The sequence below is a fragment of the Saccharopolyspora sp. ASAGF58 genome (assembly GCF_012277335.1).
GTDB classification, from domain to species: domain Bacteria; phylum Actinomycetota; class Actinomycetes; order Mycobacteriales; family Pseudonocardiaceae; genus Saccharopolyspora; species Saccharopolyspora hattusasensis.
In genome coordinates, this window is record NZ_CP040605.1 from 2,684,791 (window position 1) to 2,702,853 (window position 18,063).

General features: G+C 68.6%; 13 protein-coding genes. 6 read left to right on the top strand and 7 right to left on the bottom strand.

Features of this window, described 5'->3' with window-relative positions; all coding sequences use genetic code 11:
* Positions 1–180: 180 nt before the first annotated feature.
* Positions 181–1,419 (bottom strand): glycosyltransferase 87 family protein, encoded by a 1,239-nt coding sequence (locus tag FDZ84_RS12645; protein WP_246868968.1) that lies wholly within the window; start codon positions 1,417–1,419, stop codon positions 181–183.
* 314 nt (positions 1,420–1,733) lie between these two features.
* Here FDZ84_RS12645 and glf point away from each other — a divergent pair, with 314 nt between their 5' ends.
* The 5 genes from glf to FDZ84_RS12670 all read left to right on the top strand — a co-directional run bounded on the left by glf (position 1,734) and on the right by FDZ84_RS12670 (position 7,384).
* Positions 1,734–2,924 carry a UDP-galactopyranose mutase gene (gene glf, locus FDZ84_RS12650; RefSeq protein WP_168586063.1) on the top strand — a complete coding sequence of 397 codons (1,191 nt, stop codon included), beginning with the start codon at positions 1,734–1,736 and terminating at the stop codon, positions 2,922–2,924.
* Between the two features lies 1 nt (position 2,925).
* The gene (locus tag FDZ84_RS12655; RefSeq protein WP_168586064.1) at positions 2,926–4,887 is read left to right on the top strand and encodes a glycosyltransferase; all 1,962 of its coding nucleotides are present in this window, start codon (positions 2,926–2,928) and stop codon (positions 4,885–4,887) included.
* Between the two features lie 20 nt (positions 4,888–4,907).
* Complete coding sequence (locus tag FDZ84_RS12660) at positions 4,908–5,489, top strand: phosphatase PAP2 family protein (protein WP_371812849.1); 582 nt, start codon at positions 4,908–4,910, stop codon at positions 5,487–5,489.
* A gap of 247 nt (positions 5,490–5,736) precedes the next feature.
* Entirely contained in the window at positions 5,737–6,687 is a 951-nt protein-coding gene (locus FDZ84_RS12665; RefSeq protein ID WP_371812888.1) for a decaprenyl-phosphate phosphoribosyltransferase, read from the top strand.
* A gap of 133 nt (positions 6,688–6,820) precedes the next feature.
* Positions 6,821–7,384 (top strand): Uma2 family endonuclease, encoded by a 564-nt coding sequence (locus FDZ84_RS12670; protein WP_210435532.1) that lies wholly within the window; start codon positions 6,821–6,823, stop codon positions 7,382–7,384.
* Between the two features lie 47 nt (positions 7,385–7,431).
* Here FDZ84_RS12670 and FDZ84_RS37740 read toward each other — a convergent pair whose 3' ends face one another.
* The 5 genes from FDZ84_RS37740 to FDZ84_RS12700 form a co-directional block, all read right to left on the bottom strand.
* Positions 7,432–7,752, bottom strand: coding sequence for a hypothetical protein (locus FDZ84_RS37740; protein WP_210435533.1), 321 nt, complete (start codon positions 7,750–7,752; stop codon positions 7,432–7,434).
* Positions 7,753–7,776: 24 nt separating this feature from the next.
* Positions 7,777–9,045, bottom strand: a complete 1,269-nt coding sequence (locus FDZ84_RS12680) for an NAD(P)/FAD-dependent oxidoreductase (RefSeq protein WP_168586067.1) — start codon at positions 9,043–9,045, stop codon at positions 7,777–7,779.
* Positions 9,042–9,449 carry a GtrA family protein gene (locus tag FDZ84_RS12685; RefSeq protein WP_168586068.1) on the bottom strand — a complete coding sequence of 136 codons (408 nt, stop codon included), beginning with the start codon at positions 9,447–9,449 and terminating at the stop codon, positions 9,042–9,044. The genes FDZ84_RS12680 and FDZ84_RS12685 overlap by 4 nt, the downstream gene beginning before the upstream one ends.
* A complete protein-coding gene (locus FDZ84_RS12690) occupies positions 9,436–10,713 on the bottom strand; it encodes a glycosyltransferase family 2 protein (protein ID WP_246868969.1) in 1,278 nt (425 codons plus the stop codon). The genes FDZ84_RS12685 and FDZ84_RS12690 overlap by 14 nt, the downstream gene beginning before the upstream one ends.
* Before the next feature lie 356 nt (positions 10,714–11,069).
* On the bottom strand, positions 11,070–14,237 hold the full coding sequence (locus FDZ84_RS12700; RefSeq protein WP_168586069.1) for an arabinosyltransferase domain-containing protein: 3,168 nt from the start codon (positions 14,235–14,237) through the stop codon (positions 11,070–11,072).
* Between the two features lie 183 nt (positions 14,238–14,420).
* On the opposite strand from FDZ84_RS12700, the gene FDZ84_RS12705 reads away from it, so the two are divergent.
* Entirely contained in the window at positions 14,421–15,896 is a 1,476-nt protein-coding gene (locus tag FDZ84_RS12705; protein ID WP_168586070.1) for a hypothetical protein, read from the top strand.
* 252 nt (positions 15,897–16,148) lie between these two features.
* Here FDZ84_RS12705 and FDZ84_RS12710 read toward each other — a convergent pair whose 3' ends face one another.
* Complete coding sequence (locus tag FDZ84_RS12710) at positions 16,149–17,513, bottom strand: hypothetical protein (protein WP_246868970.1); 1,365 nt, start codon at positions 17,511–17,513, stop codon at positions 16,149–16,151.
* Positions 17,514–18,063 lie beyond the last annotated feature (550 nt).

An 18,063-nucleotide genomic window follows, 5' to 3' on the forward strand; every position in this document is an offset into this window, starting at 1 on the left:
GGCGAGTATCCGGTGGGTCCGGATCCTCCGCTGGTCAGCTGCTCTGTCCGAGTGACCACGACCCGGCGTCCCCTGTGGACGATTCCCGCGATTTCAATGGAAATCAGAGGTCCGGTTTCCATTGAAATCGCAGAACACCGGTGTGTCGGCCCGCGACACACCGGAGGATGTGGACAACTTCTACGATTTCAATGGAAATCGTCGGTTCGATTTCAATGGAAGTTGCGGGGTGCCTGGACCCCGGAAGCGGATGTAGGCGACCGCCGCCGCGATCAGGAAGCCGATGCCGATCAGCGTGTAGGCGTTGCCGACGACCTGCTGCGAGAACGTCCAGTCCAGCTCGCGGTCCTCGGTGTTCGGCAGGTACCACTGCGGGCCGGCGAGGACCGTCAGCGCGCACAACCCGACGGTCAGCAGCACGCCGTACCAGCGGTGCCGCAACGACATGGCGAACAGCAGCGCGAGCGTCGGCCCGGCCCAGACCCAGTGGTGCGACCAGGAGATCGGCGACACCAGCAGCACCAGCACGGCGTTGAGCATCAGCGCCAGCGGCGCGTTCGCCATCCGCAGCGCGTATCGCATGCCGAGCACCGCGAGCGCCAGCAGCAGCACCGAACCGAGGACCCACAGCGAGTTCAGCTCGAACCCGGTCAGCGACTGCTTCGCCAGCAGGCTGCGCAACGTGAGGTTGCCGGCGTAGACGGTGCCGAAGGAGTCCCCGGTGGACAGCATCTTGTCCAGCCACCAGTCCGCCGCGTCCTTCGGCGCGGCGATCAGCCCGATCAGCACGGTGGCGGCGAACGTCAGGCCCGTCACGGCCATCGCGCGGTAGTCCCGGCGCAGCAGGAACAGCAGCAGGAACCCGAGCGGCGTCAGCTTGATCGCCGCCGCGATGCCCACCAGCAACCCGCGCGGCCACCTGGTGCGCGGCAGCAGGCAGTCGGCCGCGACCAGCGCCATCAGCACCAGGTTGATCTGACCGTAGTTGATCGTCTCGCGGGCCGGCTCGATCAGCGTGAACCACGGCATCAGCACCGCGGTGGCCACCGCCACCAGCCCGGCGCGCGGCGCGAGGTAGTCCGACGAGCGGGCCAGCGAGTAGGCAGTGACGAGGATCGCGATGTGCGACAGCACTGCCACCAGCACGACCGCGCCGTCCACCGACAGCCAGGTCAGCGGGATGAACAGCAGCGCCGCGAACGGCGGGTAGATGAACGGCAGCGTGCCGGAGTCCGGGCTCTCCGGCGTCAGGTCGTCGCCGTACACCTGGTAACCGTTCAGCCACGCCCGCGCACCGAGCCGGTAGATCTCGGTGTCCATGTAGCCGCGGGTGTCGATCCAGTGCACGAACCAGATCGCGAATATCTCGATCACGACCGCCGCGACCAGCAGGAACCGCCCATCACGCGCGCGTGCCAAGCCGATGCTCACCATCCCAGGATCAGGCCCCGCTACCGCGCCGGTCACCGGCCCGCGGCGGCTGCGGGGCGAGTCGACGCCGCGCGCGATGCTACCCGCGGCACGACTCGCCGGTCGCGTCGCCTGACGGGTAATAACAGCCGCGAATAGCTGCGGACGGTACTCGCGGAATCATCGATTGTATGAAGAAAGTCCTGATCAAGGGTGGGAAGGCCGCTGAGCGAGGCGATATCGACACGCCACGTAGCTATGCGTAGCGGCGAACGTCAACGCGGTTTCGGGCCGGTGGTTTGCCCCCGCTACCCTCGACGGCTGTGAGCTTCGCAGGCTATGACCTGATCGTTGTTGGTTCCGGATTCTTCGGCCTCACGATCGCAGAGCGCGCCGCCACCCAGCTGGACAAGCGGGTGCTGGTGCTGGACCGACGTGACCACATCGGGGGCAACGCCTACTCGGAGGCGGAGCCCGAGACGGGTATCGAGGTGCACCGCTACGGCGCCCACCTCTTCCACACCTCGAACAAACGGGTCTGGGACTACGTGAACCAGTTCACCGAGTTCACGGACTATCGGCACCGGGTGTTCACCAAGTACCAGGGGCAGATTTACTCGCTCCCGATGAACTTGGGCTTGTTGTGCCAGTTCTTCGGCCGCTCGTTCACCCCGGACGAGGCGAAGGCGCTGGTCGCCGAGCAGGCGTCCGAGATCAACACCGCGGACGCGCAGAACCTGGAGGAGAAGGCCATCTCGCTGATCGGCCGCCCGCTGTACGAGGCGTTCATGCGCGGGTACACGGCCAAGCAGTGGCAGACCGACCCCAAGGAACTGCCCGCGGCCGTCATCAGCCGCCTGCCGGTCCGCTACAACTTCAACAACCGGTACTTCAACGACAGCTTCGAGGGCCTGCCGGTCGACGGCTACACGGCCTGGCTGCAGAAGATGGCCTATCACCCGAACATCGAGGTCCGGCTGAGTACCGACTTCTTCGACGTGCGCGCCGAGCTGCCGGCCGACGTTCCGGTCGTCTACACCGGCCCGCTGGACCGCTACTTCGACTTCGTCGAGGGCGAGCTGGGTTGGCGCACCCTGGACTTCGAGACCGAGGTCGTGCAGACCGAGGACTTCCAGGGCACGTCGGTGATGAACTACGCCGACGAGGACGTCGCGTACACCCGGATCCACGAGTTCCGGCACTTCCACCCGGAGCGCGACTACTACCCGAAGGACAAGACGGTCATCGTCCGCGAGTACTCGCGGGCCGCGGAAAGCGGCGACGAACCGTACTACCCGATCAACACCCCGGCGGACCGGCAGAAGCTGGAGGCCTACCGCGAGCTGGCCAAGAAAGAGGCCAAGGAGCGCAAGGTCGTCTTCGGCGGACGGCTCGGGACCTACAAGTACCTGGACATGCACATGGCCATCGGTTCGGCGCTGAGCATGTTCGACAACAAGATCGCCCCTTACTTCACCGAGGGTCGTTCGCTGGACGGCTCGCTGGAGGACTGACGTGACCGACCGGACCCCCCGAGAGGACCGTGCTGCCGCCGCGGGCGAGAGCAAGCTCAGCGACGTGACATCGGTGCGCTCCGGAACCGCCGACGTGGCGCCCGAGCAGGTGCTGCAGCGCGTCGTGTTCCCGCGCAGCGAGGACCCGCTGGACGTGCGTCCGCTGTACATCGACGAGCCCGCGGCGCTGGACAGCTCCGCGACGGTCGTGTCGCGGCGCCGCCTGCTGGTGCCCTCGCACCGCAAGATCTCCCTGGCGTCCTACTTCAACGCCTTCCCGGCCAGCTACTGGAAGCGTTGGACAAAGGTCGACGAGGTCGTGCTGCGGCTGAAGGTGAAGGGGGCCGGTCGGCTCGACGTCTACCGCTCGAAGGCCAACGGCGACAGCGTCCACCTGGAGGGCACCCCGGTGGCCAGCGACGACTGGAAGTCGCTGGAGTTCCGGGTGTCGCTGACACCGTTCGAGGACGGCGGGTGGATCTGGTTCGACCTGTTCACCAACGACGTCCCGCTGGAGATCGATGAGGCGGCGTGGACCACCGACGTCCCGCTGCCCAAGCAGAAGGTGCTGATCGGCACCACCACGATCCGGCCCGCCGACTGCGTGCTCGCGCTGCAGACACTGGGCGAGGACCCGCAGGTGATGGACGTCGTCGAGCGGGTCGTGGTGGCAGACCAGGGCCCGCAGAAGATCCGCGACACCCAGGGCTTCGACGAGGCCGCCCGGCGGATCGGCGACAAGCTGCACGTGATCGAGCAGGACAACCTCGGCGGCTCCGGCGGCTTCACCCGGGTCATGTACGAGGGCGTCCACAACTCAGACGCCGCGCAGGTCATGGTCATCGACGACGACATCGCACTGGAGCCGGACGGCGTGCTGCGGGCGAACGCGTTCGCGCGCGCCGCCTCGAACCCGGTGATCGTCGGCGGCCAGATGCTGAACCTGCAGGCCCGTTCGCGGCTGCACACCATGGGTGAGGTCGTCGACCTCGCCAATGGCATCTGGCGGGCCGCGCCGGGCGCGGTCACCAACCACGATTTCGCCAAGAAGCCGCTGCGCAAGACCACCAAGCTGCACCAGCGCATCCACTCCACCTACAACGGCTGGTGGATGTGCCTGTTCCCGCGCGAGGTCATCGAACGCACCGGGTTGCCGCTGCCGCTGTTCATCAAGCACGACGACTCGGAGTACTCGCTGCGAGCGGGCGGGCACGGGTTCCCGACGGTAACGCTGCCGGGCGCGGCGATCTGGCACATGCCGTGGACCGACAAGAACGACGCCACGGACTGGACTTCGTACTTCCACACGCGCAACCGGCTGATCCTGGCCGCGCTGCACAGCCCGGAGGAAGTCAAGACCAACATCGTCAAGCAGGGCCTCAAGCTCACGCTCCGGCACCTGCTGTCGATGGAGTACTCGACGGTCGCGGTGCAGCAGAAGGCGATCGAGGACTTCATGGCGGGCCCGGAGGGGTTGTTCGACAGCCTCCGCTCGGCGCTGCCGGAGGTCCGCGAGCTGCGCAAGGACTACGACGATGCCAAGACGCTGCCGTCGGCCCGCGAGTTCCCGCCGCCGTCGGCGGACCCGATCATGGCCGAGGGCCTGCTCAAGCCGCCGGTGAACCCGGCGGTGATCGCGGCCCGCGCATCGAAGGCGCTGCTGCACAACCTCAAGGAGCCGACGAAGTCGGCCACCGACCGGCCCCAGTTGAACGTGCCCGCCGCCAGCGCACGGTGGTTCCTGCTGGGCAACCTGGACAGCGCGACCGTGTCGAACGCCGACGGCAGCGGGGTGGCGTTCCGGCGCCGTGACCCGGAGGAGTTCCGCCGACTCGGGATGCGCGCGCTGGCGAACTACAAGCGGCTGGCGCGGGAGTGGGGGCGGCTGCGGTCCGCCTACCGCGACGCGTTGCCCGAGCTGACCAGTGCGGAGTCCTGGAAACAGGTCTTCGACCAGAAGTGACCCCGACACCCGGAGACGATGTGGCAGAGCTGACGACGGCGACCGCCCCCGAAGAACCGGCCGCCGCACCCACCGACGAGGCACGGGCAGCGGTCACCCCCGAGACCGTCGCGCTGCGCAAGGTGCAGGGCGCGCTGGCGAAGCCGGCGGTGGTCAAGGCCGCCCAGGCGATGTCGCTGTTCGGCGAGCACGCCGGCGGCTGGCTGGCCATCGGCGCGGTCGGCGCGCTGGTGGACCGCAAGCGCCGCGGCGAGTGGCTGACCGCCGCCGTCGGGGTTGCCGCCGCGCACGCGGCGTCGATCGCGGTCAAGCGCGTGGTGCGCCGCCGCCGCCCCGCCGACCCCGAGGTCCAGGTGCTGGTGGGCACGCCGAGCAAGCTGAGCTTCCCGTCCTCGCACGCGACGTCCACGACGGCCGCCGCGGTGCTCTACGGCGGGTTGACGGGCAAGAAGCTGACCCCGGCGCTGGTGCCGCCGATGATGGTCAGCCGGCTTGTCCTGGGGGTTCATTATCCGAGCGATGTGGTCGCCGGTTCGGCGCTCGGCGGTGCCGTGGCGTGGGGCGTGCGGCGATTCATGAGACGGCGGAGGAACCGTGGCTGACAAGAACGAAACCGAGGTCGACACCGGGAAGCCCGACGCCCCGGCCGAGGCCGACGCGGAAGGCAGCAACGGTGCCCAGGTCGGCGACGCGGTGCTGACCGGCACCGACAAGTCCGACGAGCCCGACAAGTCCGACGAGTCCGGCGACGAGGCGAAGTCCGGCGAAACCGCGCAGGAGAAGCGGGTCGAGATCGAGGCGGACGCGGAAGGCACCATCGGCGCAGAGTTCGGCGACGAGGCGCTTGAGGTGTCGTCGGCCAAGTCCGACGACATCAAGGACAAGTCCTCGGACGCCTACCACGCGAAGGTGACCGCCAAGGCGGGCACCACGGCGGGCCTGGTCTCCGGCCTGGTCAAGGAGCTGCGCCCCAAGCAGTGGGTGAAGAACGTCCTGGTCCTGGCCGTTCCGTTCGCGGCGGGCGAGATCCTGAACCCGGGCATCCTGGGACACGCGGTGATCGCGTTCCTCGTGTTCTCGATGGCCGCGTCCGGCATCTACTTCGTCAACGACGCGATCGACGTCGAGGCCGACCGCCAGCACCCGACGAAGCGGAACCGCCCGATCGCCGCCGGCCTGATCCCGGTGCCGATCGCGTACGCGGTGTGCGTGCTGCTGCTGGGCGGTTCGCTGGTGATCTCGGCCCTGACCAGCACGCCGCTGCTGATCGTGATGGCGGTCTACATCCTGGTGCAGCTGGGCTACTGCTTCGGCCTGAAGCACCAGCCGGTGATCGACCTGTGCATCGTGGCGTCCGGCTTCCTGCTGCGCGCCATCGCCGGTGGTGCCGCCGCGAACCTGGTCATCACGCAGTGGTTCTACCTGATCGTGGCGTTCGGCTCGCTGTTCATGGTGGCGGGCAAGCGCTACGCGGAGGTCAAGCTGGCGATGGAGACCGGCGCGAAGATCCGCAAGTCGCTGAAGGCGTACTCGCCGTCCTACCTGCGGTTCGTGTGGGCGATCGCGGCGGCCATCACGATCATGTGCTACGCGCTGTGGGCGTACGACATCCGGGAGTTCGAGTCGTCCCGCTGGGGCCTGATCTCGATCATCCCGATGGTGGTGGCGATCCTGCGGTACGCGGTGGACATCGACAAGGGCGTGGCGGGCGAGCCGGAGGAAGTGGTCCTGAAGGACAAGGTCCTGATGGTCCTCGGCGTGATTCTCGCCGGCTGCCTGTTCCTGGCGTTCTACCTGTAAGTCCGAACCAACGGCGCCCCCGACCGAACCAGGCCGGGGGCGCCGTTGCATTTACGCTGCACAGCGTCACTGTTGGGGGAGTAGGGCACAATTGGTCGCGTACTGGTACCTCGCCTGAGGAGGGATGAGCGCTGTGGCGTGGCCGGACCACCTGCTGTCCCTGGAAGACTGGGCCGAGCTTCCCGAGGACAACAGCCACCGCGTTGAACTCGTCGAAGGGACCCTCCACGTGAGTCCTCGGCCGGTGTCCGATCACCAGTGGGCGCTGAAGAAGCTGACGCGGCAGCTAGACGATCAGGTACCCCAGGACTTGGTCGTGCTGCCCGAGGTCGAAGTCGTTCTGTTCGATGAATGGCCGAGCACCATTCGCATCCCTGACCTCGTTGTCGTATCGGTTGAAGCGGCCAGGAAGAGTCCTGCCCGCTATCGTGCCGCCGATGTGCGGCTGGCGGTCGAGATTGTGTCGCCTGGCTCGGTGCGAACCGACCGAGTGACGAAGTTCGGCGAGTACGCCGAAGCTGGTATCGGCAATTATTGGATTGTTGATCTGAGCAAACCTGTCAGCGTCGCCGCATACACCCTCAAGGACGACGGCCATTACGTGGTCGTCGGGGAGGAGAGCGCTGTCGCTGTGACGCTGTCGCTGCCTGCACCGTTCGTCGTCGATCCGGCCACGTTGTTGCCGGAATGGGCCTGAGCTGGATGCACGTTGCCGCGGCGAGGTCCGGGGTGTTCATTCCCCGGTCATTCGGAGCGGCGGATCCAGCGGGGTCGGCTGGCGATGTTCCACACGGTCGACACCCGCCAGTACCGCGACGACCAGGTCGGCGGCGACAAGTTCTCGACCCAGGACCCGGCTCGGCTGGACCACGGCTGGACCCGAAGCGCAGCCTCACGGGCGCGGAGCAGGAGCGCTGGCTGCTGCAGGACCTGCGCAGCTCCAACGCCAAGTGGGCGCACCCGATCGGCCGCATCGGACGCCCCGGGGAAGTCGCCGAGACCGTCGCATTCCTCGTCTCCGACGCCGCGAGCATCATCACCGGCGCGGGATCCGCCGCCCGTCACCCGGGCTGGCGCCAATTTCCCCAATCAACCCCGGTCGAGGTTGAGGCGGTTGGTCACTTCGTGGGCCATCGCTATCGCGTAGGACTGGCCCCTGTCCTGCGGGTAGATCTGGGACATCGTCGCCAGGGTCACGCCGGGCATCGCCGTGTGGTGGCCGGGGATCAGGGACCGGTACTGCGGCGTCACGATCGGTTGGGCGAAGCCCGCCTTGGAGAAGTGCCAGTCGAGGATCCAGGACCGGTCGAAGTCCGGGTTCAGCTTGCGCAGCCAGGGGATGTAGCGCTCCAGCAGTTCGGCCGGATCGGTGGTGAACCGCCAGTCCTCGCGCGGCACGTAGTTGCCGACGTAGACGATGTGCCGCCCGCCGTACTCGCTGCGGTCGACCATGTTGGTGTGCTCGACGACCGCCAGGAACGGAAACGCCGGGTCGTTGATGTTCAGCCAGTAGTGCGGGATGACGCTGCGGTCGCACTCCAGGACGAAGCAGGTCGCGCCGAGGTACTGGTTCTGCCACAGCACGTGGTCCGATGCGATCCCGGCGGCCTTCGCGAACACCGGTTGCGGCACGGTCACGATCAGCCTGTCGAACTCGTAGCTGCTGCCGTCCCCGGCGCCCACCAGCACCGTCGCGCCGGGCTGGCGGATCGACTCGACCGGCTTGTCGAACTCCACCTTCCCGCCGCGTTCGGTCACCGCGTCCAGCAGCGCCCGGTACACCTGCTCGAAACCGCCGTGCACGTAACCGAGTTCGAAGGTCCGGTAGTGGATCCGCGCCCACAACCAGGCCATCGAGATCTGCTCGGCGTGGGCGCCGAACTTGCCGGTCAGCAGCGGCTCCCAGATCGTCTCGGTGACGCGCGGTCCGGCCCAACGGCGCATCCAGTCCAGCGCCCGCACCGAGTTGAACCGCTGTCCATTTCGGACGAACTTAAGCACCGCCGCCGACGCCCCGAAGCGGAACCGGTCCAGCAGCGAGAACTTCGGGAACCGCAGCATCTCCTGCGGCGTGCCGAAGTCGTGCAGCTCCCCGTCGATGTACACGCCGGTGCTGGGCTTGTGGAACCGCAGCAGGTGCCCGAGGCCGAGCTCCTCGACCAGCTCGATCATCGCCCGGTCGGTGCGGAAGCTGTGGTGGTAGAAGCGCTCCAGCGGCGTCCCGCCGACCTCGATCGACGCCGCCAGCCCGCCCAGTTCCGCGGACGCCTCCAGCACCGTCACGTCGTGCCCGGCCTTCACCGTGTCGAACGCCGCAGTCAAACCGGTCGCGCCCGCCCCGACGACGCCTACTCTCATCCGAAGCTCCACTTCGTGTTGATCGAGTACTGGAAGATCAGCACCACCGGCAGCGAACCGGCCTTGACCAGGTTCGGGTCGATGCCCAGCCAGCCGGAGAACACCTGCAGCAGCACGAACGCCCACGCGATCCCGGCCACGCCGACGGCGTAGAACCGCAGGAACCGCACCAGGATCCGGTCTCGCTTGCGGAAGTTGAACAGCGTGTTGAGCACGAAGTTGTTGGTGATCCCGGCCGTCGTGCTGATCGCGTTCGCGGGCTGCTCGTGCAGCCCGACCGCGTTGAACAGCAGCAGGAACAGCAGGTAGTCCAGCAGCACGCCGCTGGCGCCGATCAACGCGTAGCGCAGCAGCGACCGGCTGATCAGCCGGTCGCTGCCGCCGATCGGTTCAGTCTTCGTCATGCGAGATCACGTTCCGCACTATGTAGAGGGGGCGCTGCTGCACCTCGTGGTAGATCCGGCCGACGTAGCTGCCGATGACCCCCAGCGACAGCATCTGCAGCCCGCCCAGGAACAGCATCGCGACCATCAGCATGGTCCACCCGGAGACCGTGATCGAGGGGAAGAACAGCCGCAGCGTCACCGAGTAGATGATGCCGAGCATCGCCAGGCCCAGCGTGATGAACCCGATCCGGGTGATCAGCTTCAGCGGCACGGTGGAGAAGCCGGTGACCCCGTCGGCGGCCAGTCGCATCATCTTCCGCATCGGGTACTTGGTCTCGCCGGCCATCCGCTCGTCGCGGTCGAAGAGCACCTCGCGCTGCTCGAACCCCATCGAGGCGACCATGCCCCGGATGAACCGGCTGCGTTCCCGGAAGCCCCGCAGCTCCTCGGCGGCGCGCCGGTCGAGCAGCCGGAAGTCGCCGGTGTCCACCGGGATGTCCACCTCGGCGCAGCGCCGCAGCACCCGGTAGTAGGTGTGCGCGGTGGCGCGCTTGAACGGGGTGTCGCGGCGGGTGCGCCGCCGGGCGGACACGATCTCCGCACCGGACAGCCAAGTGTCGATCAGCTCCAGGCTGACCCGCGGCGGGTCCTGCAGGTCGGTGTCCATCACGATCACCGCGTCGCCCTGCGCGTGGTCCAGCCCGGCGGTGATGGCGATCTGGTGGCCGAAGTTGCGGGCGAAGTCCACCACCCGCACGCGCGGGTCGTTCTTGGCCAGGTCCTGCAGGACGTCCAGCGATCCGTCCGCGGAGCCGTCGTTGACGTAGATGAACTCGTAGTCGAATTCGGGGCGAGTGGCCGTGGTCTCGACGAGCTCCTCGTGGAACCGGCGGATGCCCGCCACCTCGTTGTAGACCGGCAGCACGTAGGAGATCAGCGCGCCCTCGCGGGTGGCCTGCCGCTGATGCGGCACCGGAATCCGGACCTGTTGGCGCATCGTGTCGGCCATGGTCACTCCCCTCGCCATCCCCACCGTGGAACAGGAACGCTCTGCACGCCGAAGTCGTTGCCCGGCATCGGGTAATCCACCACGATCAGGTGGCCCCACTCGGCGTAGCCGGGGTTTTCCCGGTCCCCCCACCAGCCGCGTGGACATCTCCTCCCAGATGCCGGTCTCGCGTGCTCCGCCGATGCTCCGCTCGTCGGCGGCGGTCCCGCCGAATCCCAGGCCCGCAGGCAGGTTGCCCAGGTACGCGGGCGGTTCCGCCAGGTATCTGGCCATCGGCGAGGTGTCGGGGTGATGACCATGTGGTCGGCGAGGCCGCAGCTGCCGAGGCCCCCGTACTGAGAGTGCGGGAATTGTGCTTTTCAGCGAATGTCTACGCCGCTGCGAACACGGCCAGCGGGTGCACAGCAATCCGACCACCGCGGCGGTCGGAGGCTGGCCGGCGTGCACGGACAGCGATCAACACCACACCCGCTGTCAGGGTAGCGGCTCCGATCCCGATCAGCACGCCAAATTTGTGCGTCCATTCGGAGGGTGTCGCGATCACCGTTGCGGGTCCTCAGACATCGTCTGGCGAGCACAGTTCCGACGCGGCGAATGGAAACAGCCGCCTGTAAAACCTCAACCTGCGGTCAGTGCGCCTCGAACGGGTAGGCGGGGTCGCCGTCGGCGCCGCCGATACGTTCGCGGTGCCGCGTCGTCGCGTAGGCGTCGCGGTCGATCGGGTAGCGGACGTAGTAGAGGTGGCCCCAGGTGTTGCCGGGGGCGTGGCGCAGGCGGGTGGGGAGCTCGAGCTGCTGGGACAGCATCGGCACCCCGGCGAACACGCCGCCCATGTCGGGCTCGAACGCCATCGAGCCCTCGCCGGCGGGCGGTGTGATCAGCATCCGAGGGCTGGTCGCGACGCCGTGCGACACCTGCGGGTAGTTGAAGAGGCAGGGGAAGACGAAGCTCATCGGCCAGTCGATCAGCGCCGGTTCCCGCTCTTCGAGCGCCTGCCGCAGCGGCACCACGTCCCGGACTGCGGGGCCGCTGACGGTCAGCCACCCCTGGTCGTCGCTGGTGCGGTCCTCGGCGCGCACCCGCACCCGCTCGGCCCCGGCCGGGATCTCGCCGGGCTCGACCGTGAGCAGCCGCCAACCGCGGAAGTTCCGCCAGTCGATCGGCCGGCCGTGACGCGGGTCGTCGAACGGCAGATCCGTCGGCGGTGGATCACGCAGCTCGCGCGTCGCCACCTGCCGCCCGCCGGCCGTGCCGAACTCCAGGGCCAGCGAGTTGCCCTGCTCGGGCCGACCCGAGACCCACAGCGACAGCGTCTGGTCGCCGGTGAGGCCGGGCAGGCCGAACCAGGCTGAGGTCAGCGAGCCGGTCGTCTGCGGTCCGCCCGTCGTGCTGGTCCAGGCGAACTGGCTCGCCGACGTCGACGCCACCTCGCCCTCGGGTGCCTTCGGGTCGTCGGGCTTCTTCGCCTGCAACGGCTCGCCCGAGCGCTCTTCGCGCAGGTCGGGCTCCTGCGGCGGCGCGCCACCCGCGGTGAAGCCGTCGAGTTCGGCGGTCCCGGCCACCGGCATCAGCCGCTCGGCGATCGGCAGCGTCTCGATCTCGCTCTCCAACCCGCAGCTGTTGGCCCGGATGCTCTGCCAGTTCATCCGGGCGATGGAGAAGCGGTCGCCCATCGTCTGCGGCGCGGCGATGAAAGATCCGATCAGCACCGCCATCGACGCCAGCGCCGCCAACCCCAGCACCGACGACGGCATGACCGTCCACATGAGACCGCCGGGGCCGGGCTGCTTCGACAGCTTCGTGCGCACCCGGACGAAGCCGAAGGTGAGCACGCCGACCGCCGCACCCGTCGCGAGCCACAGCGCCGGGTTGTCCATCGGCAGGTCGGGCCGGACGGGCATGTCGGACCACGGCATCGCCAGGTTCGATTGCGACGGCCAGGCGTTCGGTCCCATGAACGCCAGGCCCGCGGCCACCGACGCGGCGATCCCACCGAACACGCCGACCAGCCGCGCTTCCCGCTTGGCGTGGTCGAGCCGGCCGACCCGCCCCAGCAGCACGACCGTCACCGCGAGCAGCGCGGAGCCGACCCCGGCGAACGCCCCGAAGTGGTGCGTCCACTTCGACGGCGTCAACCACATCGCCACCAAGACAGCGGCTACGGCGCCGAGCAGCATCGGCAGGTCGGTCAGCCCAGTCCACCGGTGCATCTGCCGCATCGCGCACGCCGCAGCGATCAGCACGGCCGTCACGACGAGGAACACCACCATCCGCTTGCCGGCGGCGCCCCACATGCCCGTGCCGAGCAGGTTCGCGTACCGGTCGAACTCCTGGTACCAGCCGAGGCTGGGCCCGAACTCGTCGTGGATCGCGGTCGCCTGCCGGACTCCGCCCAGCGTCGAGTCGGCGAACATCGCCACCACGCCGACCGATCCCACGCAGCCGAGCAGCACGACGCGCATGGGCCCGCTGATCCAACGCGGCAGCGCGCCGCGCTCCACCAGCACCCGGCCGATGCGCGGCGCGAACACGAGCACGGTGATCAGCGCGCTGACGCCGGTCGGCGTGACCGCCACCGTCAGCCCGGCGATTAGCGCGGCGACGCCGAGCCAGAAGTGCGCTGCCCGCGTCCGGGACATCTTCAGCAGGGCCGCGACCAGCGCGGACGTACCGAGCGCGACGAACGGCTCCGGCCGGATGCCCAACCCGAACGGCAGCCAGCAGGCCAGGAAGAACACCGCCGCGAGCAGGTGCAGCGGCAGGCGCCGGGTGCCCCGGCACACCGGCGCGACGATGCCGCGGCTGACGACGATCCAGGTCAGCAGCCCGGCGATCGTGCTGGGCACGCGCAGCCAGGCGGGCGCGAGGCTGTCCGCCGAAACCCACCGCATCAGGTGCTGGACCAGTGTGAACGGGGTTTCGGAGGCGTTGAACCAGCGGTAGTAGTTGCCGATGTCGCCGGCCTCGTCGTAGTTGCGCACGGTCATCATTGCGAAGCCGTCGTCGTCCGTGAGCGGCCCGATGACCAGCCATCCCGCCAGTACCGCGGCGACCGCGGCATCGACCGGCAGGAGCAGCGGACGCAGGCGGATCGCGCCGAATACCGGTGGGGCGTGGACGAACAGCAGGACCAGCGACACGAGCGCGAGCACCAGCGCGGCCGTGATCAGGGTGGTCTTGCTGTCGGTCGGCGAGGTGTCGAACCAGGAGAAGGTGCGGGCGGTCACCGACATCCCGGCCAGCTGCGCGGTTTCGAGATCGGTGGCGAAGGTGAAGATCTCCGGCGCGGCCACCCCGGGCAGCACGATCGGCGGTCGGCCGCCCGGGGTCACCACGGATTGCCCGGAGTCCGCGTGGATCGCCAGGTCGCAGGTGCCGGGCGGCAGCGGCACTTGGTGCTGGCCGAGCACGAGCTCGGGTTTCCCGTCGCGGGTGGCTAGAACCAGGCCTTCGCGGGCGCTACCCGGCGGCAGGGTGGTCAGGACCGTGGTCCGCTCCGGCCGGTCGAGGGCGGCGCGCAGCACCGGACACGGCACGGACGCGTCGAACGAAGCTGGGCGGTAGGGCGCGAAGAACGCGGTCGTGGACTCGGCACCTGTCCAGCTGACCTCGGTGCGGTCCACCCAGACCGGTGCCAGCGGAAGGGCGAGCGCGCAGCCGAGCCCGACGATGCCGACGCAGCACGCCAGCAGGTGCACCAGCCATTGGCCGAGCCGGGACCGCTTGGGGCGGTCGGCTTCGACGGGCCGCGGTTCGGCCGGCGGATCGAGTTGCGCCGAGCTGCTCCAGTACTTCACCGCGCTCCTCGTAGATCGGAAATGCGTCGCCGGTCATCCTGACGAAACCTGCTCTCGCCGCTGGTGGTGGCGCGCCGAATTCGTCCAGCCGATTGACGATCTGCGTCCCGCGCAGGTTGCCCGCGCGCAGGCAACGTCCAGGGCCGGTTCGGCGTGCATGTGTCGAGCAGACGGGAGTGGCAGGTGGATGTTGCCGAGATCGTGGTGGAACGGCCGGAGCGGGCGCGGGTCAGGGTGCCGGTCTGGCCGCTGGTGGTAGGCGTCGTGTCCGGCGCGGTGTTGTGGGTCGTCCACGGTGCCCTGATCGACGACAGCTACATAACCCTGAGCTACGCCCGGAATCTGGCGTTCCACGGCCATTGGGGGCTGATCGGCGCCGAGGTCTCGAACTCCGCGACCGCCCCGCTGAACGTCCTGGTGCTCGCCGCGGCCATCGAGGTGGTGCGGGAGCCGGTGGTGGCGCTGGGAGTGGTGTTCGTGCTGGCCAACGTCGCGCTCTCGGCGTTCCTCGGCAGCGCGGCGCGGACCAGCGGATTCCCCGGTTGGATCGGGTCGCTGGGAGCGCTGCTGGTCGCGGCGAACCCGCTGGTGCTGTCCACGGTGGGGCTGGAGATGACGCTGGCCTCGGCCCTTCTCGGTCTGCTGCTGCTGGCGGCGGTGCGGCGCCGACCGGTGCTGTTCGGCCTCGCCGCCGGATTGCTGGCCCTGACGAGGCTGGATCTCGGCGTGTTCGTGCTGGTGGTGCTGATCGGCCTGCCGAGCCTGTGGCGCGGCTGGTGGCGCTGGCTGCTGACGGCCGCCGCGGTCGCGTTGCCGTGGTTCACCTTCAGCTGGTTTTACTTCGGATCGGCGGTCCCGGACACGCTGGTGATCAAGCAGTTGCAGAAGTCCTGGGGCGACTGGGACTTCAGCAACGGGCTGGAGCTCTACCACGAGGCTTTCCCGACAGCGGTGGTGGTTTCGCTGATCCCGGCGGTGCTCGGCCTGACGTGCCTGCCGGTCGTGTGCGCGCTGCGGGTGTTCCGCCGCGCCGCACTGCTTTGGCCTTGGGCGCTGATCGGTCTCGGCGCCGTCGCGCACTACTACGTCTACACGCGCCTCGGGGTTCCGCCGTACCACTGGTACTACGCGCCGAGCCTGATCGGCTTGTCATTGCTGCTCATCGGCGTTCTCGGCGCGGTCCGGTGGCCCTTCGCGGCTGTGGTGGGGTGTGCGGTGTTCGCCGCGCAGGCGTGGTTCAGCGGGCAGCAAGGGCTGCCGTGGCGCGAAGCGGCGATCACGACGAACTGGGCGACCCCGGCCGACTACGCGCGCATCGGCGCCGAACTCGGACGGATCGTCGGCGACCGCACCGTTTCCAGCCCAGGCGAAATCGGCGCGCTCGCGTACTACTGCGACTGCGCGATCGTCGACGGGTTCTCGGACCGCGGCTACCTGGCGCCCCAGATCGAGCAGCGCCTGGCCGACGCGACCCCGTTCGTCCGCGCGTTGCTGGAGTTCAACTACCGCCACTTCACCCCGACCGAACCGCGCCCGATCGAGGTCGTCCTCCGCCGCGAGCCCGGCCCCGGCCCGGACCCGCTCTGGGACATCGCCTCGACCTGGGCGGAACCCGCCCACCTGGTCCTGGAACCCGTTCCGGCCGGTCGAGTCCCGTGAGCCATAGAGCCTGTTCCAGGCTCGTCCTGCGTGGAGGGCGCTGGGTAGCGCCCCCTACGGGAATTACGGCCCCCTACGGGAATTACGGTCGTCGTCTGGACTCCGTCCTACGCAATTTCCATTGAAATCGCACCTTCGATTTCAATGGAAATTGCGGCCTCCCGCCGAGGGCCGAGACACAAGCAAGTTCTACCGCAGCTTGCGGGTGCCCGGTGAACTGGCCGCCACCGGGCAACCGTGCATTAGCCGAGCTCAGTTCTTCGGGAAGTCCACCACCGCACCGGTGTCGCGGTGCCATTCGACGAAGCCGCGCTCGAATTCGCTCGCCCGACCCTGCGGGATGTCGTACTCGCCGGTCACCGGATAACCCAGGTAGGAGCGTTCCCACCCCAGCTGCGACCAGCGGGCGCGGATTCCGCCGTACACCTCGTGCGCGCCGGTCTGCGGTGTCCAGTAGATCGACGCCCCGCCGGTGCCGGTGAAGTGGTTGTACCGGCCTCGCCCGTCCGGCGTGCCCAGCTCGTCCGTGGTCGGGTAGCCGAGGATGCCGGTGGGGCCGCCCAGTTCGACGTAGCGCTGCGCGATCACGCCCTGCAGCGAGTGCGCCCCGGTCTGCGGGCTCCACACGATCCCGGCGAGCAGCCGCCCGTCACCCGAGAACTCGTTGTACCTGCCGACGCCGTCCCCGGCGTCCAGTTCGTCGCTGATCGGGTAGCCCAGGGGGCCGCGCTCCCAACCGGTTGCGGCCCACTTGTCCCGGATCGCGCCCTTGACCGAGGCGACCCCGAATTCGCTCCAGTAGATCGAGGCGCCGTGGCCCTGCGGCGTGACGAAATGGTTGTAGGCCGCGCGCTCGTCCGGTGTCGGGTAGCTGTCCGTGGCGACGTAGCCGAAGCGGTCCTCGCCGAGCGCGCGGTAGTGATCGCGCAGGGCCTCCACGACCAGGTGCGCCCCGGTCCGGGTGGACCAGTAGATCGTGGAGGGGTATTCGCCGGTCGCGTCCCGGAAGACGAAATCGCTGTAGCGGCTGGTGCCGCCGACGGAGCTCAGCTCGTCGGTGACCGGCACGCCGAGGCCTTCGTGCGCGCCGAAGTCCAGGTACCGCTGGAAGATCTGGCCCTGGACGATGGTCACCCCGGTTTCGGGCGTCCAGTAGAAGCGGGCGTTGGTGAAATCTTGCCAGCGAAGGGCGTCGCCCGCGACCACCTCGGCGCGAACCGGGTTGCCGACCTCACCGCGCAAGGCCGGGGTGAGCGAGTCGTAGCGCCGCTGGATCTCGCCGTCACCGGGTGCGACCGCTGCGGTGGTCGGTTCCGCCGCGGACGTGGTCGGTTCCGCAGCGGTGGTGCCGGCGGTGGTGCCGGCGGTGGTGCCGGGGGTGGGCTCCGCCGGGGTGGTGGCGGGTTCCGATGTCGCCGTTTCCTCCGTGGCGGTGGGCCTTTCGGCCGGTTCCGAGGCGTCGGAGGGCACCTTTTCGCTGGTGGACGGTGTTTCCGGCGCGGTCGTGGTGGTTGCGGTGGTCGGTTCCTCGGGCTGTGCGATTGCCGGTGCGGTCGCGGCCAAGCCGAGTACGGCTGTCGTGGCGGCCACTGCCGCAACGAGACGTTTGACGTTCACTCGTAACCCTTTCGGTCAGGTCACCTGGTGATCGCCGGTGGGAAAGGAAACGTTGCCGGGTGTTACCGATTCGAGTCCTTCGCTCTTTTTGTCCGACAGGTCTGACCCTCCTGCCGCTGTCGGCGATTCAGGCAGGGACGCCCGGCTCGATTCGGGGTGAGCGGTGGATCGGGTCGTGTCGGCGGCGAGGACCGGCGTGGGGCGTCCGGCAGCGGGTGAACGTTCCGTGGGTCCTCCGGCGATTCAGGCAGATTGGAGGACCCACGGACACGGGCACCCGGTGAACCCCACTTCGCCAGGCATCCGCGCTTCCTCTGCGCGCAGCGCGTCGGGAAGTCACATATTCCAGACGGAGCGCCTTCATCGCCCCGTCACCACGATGATCGCCGGAAGGGGACGAAACGTTGCCTGCGGAGCCGAAATTTCTCCAACTCCCCAGCGCGGTATGCCCGTGAGTGCTTTCAGGCGCTATAGCACCCAGAACTGATCACGGGCCTTGACCTGCAGAGACGCAGGAAAGCAGAGGGGCCGCCGGAGATGGCTCCGACGG

Excerpts from the sequence above, each read along its gene's own strand:
- FDZ84_RS12680 (WP_168586067.1), bottom strand. The coding sequence starts at position 9,045 with ATGAGAGTAGGCGTCGTCGGGGCGGGCGCGACCGGTTTGACTGCGGCG.
- FDZ84_RS12690 (WP_246868969.1), bottom strand. The coding sequence starts at position 10,713 with ATGGCCAGATACCTGGCGGAACCGCCCGCGTACCTGGGCAACCTGCCT.
- FDZ84_RS12685 (WP_168586068.1), bottom strand. The coding sequence starts at position 9,449 with ATGACGAAGACTGAACCGATCGGCGGCAGCGACCGGCTGATCAGCCGG.